The 4,990-nt window shown below is 70.4% G+C and carries 4 protein-coding genes and 2 pseudogenes; 3 read left to right on the top strand and 3 right to left on the bottom strand.

The features are described 5' to 3' along the window. Both ACPYOG_RS18605 and ACPYOG_RS18600 read left to right on the top strand, forming a co-directional pair. Positions 1 to 331 (top strand): annotated as a pseudogene (locus ACPYOG_RS18605) (gfo/Idh/MocA family oxidoreductase); the annotation flags it as partial. Then, on the top strand, positions 328 to 1,167 hold the full coding sequence (locus tag ACPYOG_RS18600; protein ID WP_481295630.1) for a YqaJ viral recombinase family protein: 840 nt from the start codon (positions 328 to 330) through the stop codon (positions 1,165 to 1,167). The pseudogene ACPYOG_RS18605 and the gene ACPYOG_RS18600, both read left to right, overlap by 4 nt. A 50-nt stretch (positions 1,168 to 1,217) precedes the next feature. Here the strand turns inward: ACPYOG_RS18600 and ACPYOG_RS18595 are convergent. Next, positions 1,218 to 1,919, bottom strand: a pseudogene (locus ACPYOG_RS18595) (DUF998 domain-containing protein); the annotation flags it as partial. A gap of 151 nt (positions 1,920 to 2,070) precedes the next feature. On the opposite strand from ACPYOG_RS18595, the gene ACPYOG_RS18590 reads away from it, so the two are divergent. Beyond that, complete coding sequence (locus ACPYOG_RS18590) at positions 2,071 to 3,039, top strand: NADP-dependent oxidoreductase (protein ID WP_481295629.1); 969 nt, start codon at positions 2,071 to 2,073, stop codon at positions 3,037 to 3,039. A 3-nt stretch (positions 3,040 to 3,042) separates the two neighbouring features. On the opposite strand, the gene ACPYOG_RS18585 is transcribed toward ACPYOG_RS18590, so the two are convergent. Continuing rightward, positions 3,043 to 3,588 carry an N-acetyltransferase family protein gene (locus tag ACPYOG_RS18585; protein WP_481295628.1) on the bottom strand — a complete coding sequence of 182 codons (546 nt, stop codon included), beginning with the start codon at positions 3,586 to 3,588 and terminating at the stop codon, positions 3,043 to 3,045. Between the two features lie 92 nt (positions 3,589 to 3,680). Then, on the bottom strand, positions 3,681 to 4,990 hold a 1,310-nt coding region (locus ACPYOG_RS18580; RefSeq protein WP_481295627.1), incomplete at its 5' end, for a S53 family peptidase.

The following is a 4,990-nucleotide window of genomic DNA, read 5'->3' as shown; positions in this document are numbered from 1 at the left end:
GGCCCAGGCGCTGCTGAGCACGACGCTCCGGGCCTCCACTCCGTCGCTCGCGACGATCAGCGGCAGTGCAGGCAGGATCGAGACCGACACCCCGTTCTGGGGTCCGAGCGGCCTCCGGGTCTTCGACTCCGCCGGGGTGCTGCTGTCCCACTGGCGCGACCCCTACGGCCGCCCGCACCGCGACGGCATGGCGTACGAGGCGGCGGCGCTTGCGCGCTACGTGGCCGAGGGACGAAGCGAGTCGCCGCTGCATCCCCTCGCGGAGGCCGTCGACACGCTGGCGACGATCGACGAGGCACGCCGCCAAGTCGGGGCGACCCGCGTGGAGTGAGGCGCAGCGTCGGCAGCGCGAGGCACAATGGACAGGTGCTCGACTCCGCTACCTACCGCACGGCCGACCTCTACCGGCCGGGAGTGCTCGCGGACCTGAGCCCGGCGCGTCCCGCGCCCGTCCCGGTCGTTCCGGCCGTCCCCGGGCAGACCGGGCACCTCGCGCGCGTCGTCGCACGGTCGAGCGACCGCGCCGGCTGGCTCCGGGCCCGCAGCCGGGGCATCACGGCTACGGACGTGGCCAAGCTCTCGTCGCCGCGCTCGATCCGAGCCGCCGCCTACGACAAGCTGCACGGGACGGGCTTCAGCGGCAACGTCTTCACCGAGCACGGCCGCTCCCGCGAGCCGGAGATCGCGGCCTGGGTGGCGGCGACCCACGGCATCCAGCCCTCCGACCTGCTCTTCCACGCGGAACGCGACCGCCGGCACCTGGCCACACCGGACGGCCTCATCCTTCGGAGCTCCGGACGCATCGAACTCGCCGAGATCAAGACGACGAACAAGCCGCTCCGCAGCATCCCGCGTCCGTACCTTCGTCAGATCTGGTGGCAGCAGTACGTGCTCGGCGCCGAGCGGACGCTCTTCGTCTGGGAGCAGCACGACGGCTTCGTCCCGCTGGGAGACGAGCCTCGCTGCCGCTGGGTGGACCGCGATGAAGCCGAGATCGCGAAGCTGGTCGCCCTCGCGGCCGACCTGATCGAGGTGCTCCGTCAGGCGACCTCGACGGCCGCGCCTGGTTCGGGCCCCACCCCTGTGGATGAACCGGCGGCGGCGCCGGCCGCCGCTACCGGATCCACCACGGCCATGACCGGGATGCGCGTCAGCGCGACGGCGTAGACCGCGATCCAGCCGACCGCAACGGTCGTCCCGACCAGCTCGAACCAGGCGCCGACATCCGCTCCCACGCGGACGATGGCGAGCAGTCCCCCGATGATCGTGATGACCGCGACCGTCGCGCAGGTCACCCGGGACAGCCGGGAGATGCGCGGAAGGCTGCGGCTGAATCCCACCTGCAGCATGGCGAAGCAGGCGGCGGCGAACCCGACCACGGCGGACACCGTGTGGATGAGGTCCTGCGGCGTCGACTTCGGGTCGACCAGGGGCACCGGGCAGTAGGCCGTGCACGTCACCTGCGACGCCAGCACGAAGCACAGGGCCGCGAAGCCCAGAGTCAGCGCGGGCGACCAGCGGTTCAGAATCGGGGCGGACGAACGGATGTGCCCGCTGGCCAGCGCGATCGCGAAGCCGCCGGCCGCGATGAGCAGCAGCGCGACGGCGAACGGTCCGGCGGTTGCGGCGCCGCGCGCGCCCAGCTCGCTGACGTAGACCGCGTAGGGCACGGTCAGCCGGGCGGCCCAGATGACGGTGAGCCCGCCGAGCACGCACAGCGTCCCGATCGCCAGGAGCACGGGCACCGCGCGCTGCCAGCCGCGCGCCACTACCGGGAGGCCGAAAGGCTGGCGGGAGATCCGCAGCAGTCGTCGCACCTGTCGCTCCTCGGTCAGCCGTCGTGGTCCCGGTCGTCTGACCGGTGTGCCGCGGCCGACCCGTGTCAGCCACGCCGGCCGTGGTCGGCCGGGTCGCAGCATCCTAACCGGCGTGCGGCTGGGAACGTCCTGGGGGTATCCGAAACACACTGTTCACATCTGGTGACCCGACCGTAACACCGGCGAAGCACGGGCAGGATTGACTGAGAGAACGCCACGCCGCCAGCGCGGCCGACCGACGAGGGGACGACGGATGCCGAAGACGATGCGGGCAGCGCTGCTGGATACGGCGGGAGCGCCGGAGGCTCTGCGCATCGGCGAGATCGCGTACCCCGATCGCGTCAACGCGGAGTTCATCGTCAAGGTCGTCGCATCCAGCGTCAACCCCATCGACGCGAAGACGCGGGCCGGACGCGGAGTGTTCAGCGCCATCCATTCGTTCCCTGTCGTGCTCGGCCACGACTTCAGCGGTGTCGTGGTGGAGTCGCCGTACAGCGCGCATCCGCTCCGTCCCGGCGACGAGGTGTTCGGGATGGTGATGGTCCCGCGACTCGGCGGAAGCTACGCCGAGTACATCGCCGTGCCGTCGCTCAGCGTCGTGCGGAAGCCGGCCACGCTCAGCCACATCGAGGCCGCCGCCGCCCCGCTCGCGGCCCTGACCGCGTGGGGCATGGTCGTCGACGTCGCCAAGGCGCACGACGGACAGCGGATACTCATCCACGCGGGCAGCGGAGGGGTCGGCCACTTCGCGGTGCAGTTCGCCTCCTACTTCGGGGCGCACGTCATCGCGACCGCATCCGGATCCAAGGCGTCCTGGCTGCGTTCGCTCGGCGCCGCGGAGGTCGTCGACTACCGGACCACCCGTTTCGAGGACGTGGTGCACGACGTGGATGTGGTGATCGACCTCCTGGGCAACGTGCACGACAACACGGGGAGCCGCTCGCTCGCAACCCTCCGCCCCGGCGGGCTCATCGTCAACGCGCCGACGGGAAGCTGGCCGACGTTCGCCGAAGACACCGCAGCGGCGGGCGTGCGCGGCACCGACTACAAGGTGGCGCCCGACGGCAACACCCTGGGTGTCATCGCCCGCCTGCTGGAGTCCGGGAACGTCCGGGTCCACGTCGACCAGATCTTCGAGCTCGAACAGATCGTGGACGCGCATCGGTCGATCGAGAGCGGCCACACCCGGGGCAAGATCGCGCTCAAGGTCGCAGAGGGCTGAGCGCTACGGGGCCGGCGGGAGCGCCCGCTCCATCACCCAGTCGTCCTCGTACCGATCGCCGACGAGGAAATGCTTGGACCCCACCTGCTCGAAGCCGTGCTTCGCGTAGAAGCGCTGGGCCTTCGCGTTCTCCTCGTTGACGCCCAGCCACATCCCCGCAGCGCCCGCAGCCGTTCCGGCGTCGAGACTCGCGGCCAGGAGCCGGCCCGCCACGCCTTCGCCGTGGTGCCCGGGGAGCACGTAGCACTTGCTCAGCTCGGCGGTGGGGCGGATGCGGAGGCAGGAGCGCACGTCCGCATCCGACGGTTCGCCCAGGTTGACCATCGTGTAGCCGACTGCGGAACCGTCGGCGTCCTCTGCGATGAGCAATCGGCGCGACGGATCGGCGAGGTAGCCGGCGAATCGTTCCTCCGACAGAACCGAGGCGATGAAGGCGGCCTTCGCCTCCGGGGTCGTGTGCGGCGGGCAGGCGAGCGGAAAGGTGGCCGCTGCGACGGCGGCCAGGGCCACGGCGTCGCCGGCGAGGGCCGGGCGGATGGTGACGGTCACCCTCTCAGAGTAACCAGACTGCCGGCCGCCGACACGCAGCGGACCGGCCGCCTCCGATCGGGAGACGGCCGGTCCGGGATGCTGCGGGTCCGTCAGTGCCGGCCCTGTGCCACCCAGCTGAGCAGGTCGAACGAGACGCCTCCGAGGCCGGTGACATCGTCGTAGCCCTTCGCCGTCTTCAGCGACGTGTCCTGGTCCATGGTGACCAGGTAGGTGTTTCCGCTGATGTGGCTCGTGTAGACCAGCGCCTGCGGCGGGTTCTGCGGGAGCACATCCCGGAACGCACCGGGCAGGATGCGCTTCACGCCGTACAGCGTCGGGTTCGCGAACCCGATGGTGGCGTGCGTCGCCTGCTGCACGATCGCGATCTGGGCTGCCACGATCGGCGAGGCCAGCGACGTGCCGCCGTAGGTCTCGTTGATGTAGTCGCCGGTCGCCAGCGTCGTGTCGTTGACGATCGGCCGGATGCCGATCTGGAACCCGGTGTACGGGTCGGCCAGGGCCGCGACGTCCGGAGAGACGCGCTTGCCGTTCGCCAGGGCCGCCGGCACGACGCCGCGCTGGTAGTCCGGCTGCGCGAAGACCGCGCTGACTCCACCGCCCGCACCGCCGACGAACCGCGTGCCGGGCAGCGGCAGCGCGTAGCTCAGCGTGCCGTCCGGGTTCTTGACGATCTGGTCGAACTGGTCTCCCCACCCGGTCTCCCACGCGATCGTGCCGTTCTTGTCGATCGCCGTGCTCGTGCCGCCCACCGAGGTCACCCACGGGGAGGACGCCGGGAAGTCCGGGGACGCGTAGCCGAGGTTCGCGACCTCGTCACCGTTGTCACCGCTCGAGAAGTACAGCCCGATGCCCTCGCCGGCTGCCTGCAGCTGCAGGTTCACCTCGCCCTGGATCACGTCGGCCGGAACGGCTTCGCCCACGTTGCCGTAGCTGTTGCTGACGATGTTCGCGAGCTTGTTGTCGAGGATCTTCGACATCGCGATGTCCAGGCCGCCCGAGCAGTCCGTTCCGCCGACATACAGGATGCGTGCACCCGGTGCGATGCCGTGCACGGACTCGACGTCGAGCGTCTGCTCGCCCTGCCATCCACTCGGCTGCTGGCAGAGGGCCTGGTCGGTGAACTCGCTCGGGTTCGGCACCAGCTGCTGGTAGCTGGAGTTCGTCAGCCCTGGCTCGCCGTTCTGCAGCGAGTAGCTGTTGACGTCCTTCACGATGCTGGGGCTGGCGTACGCGTCGATGATCGCGACCGTCTGCCCCCTGCCGTTGATCCCGCGGTTACCGAGGTCGGTCAGGCCGTACGCGCTGCGGAGCTGCTGCGGGGTGTAGCCGCAGTTGTAGGTGCTGTACTGCGTCTGACCGTTGTAGGCCGGTGGGACGGTCACGACGTTCTCGCCGATGT

This window comes from Leifsonia sp. HAY1-4F, assembly GCF_056755275.1.
The sequence above is the reverse complement of the archived record's forward strand: the minus strand, read 5'-3'. Positions and strand labels throughout refer to the sequence as shown.

What these genes read in the sequence shown, in the direction of transcription:
- ACPYOG_RS18590 (WP_481295629.1), top strand. Translation starts at nt 2,071, where the DNA reads ATGCCGAAGACGATGCGGGCAGCGCTGCTGGATACGGCGGGAGCGCCG.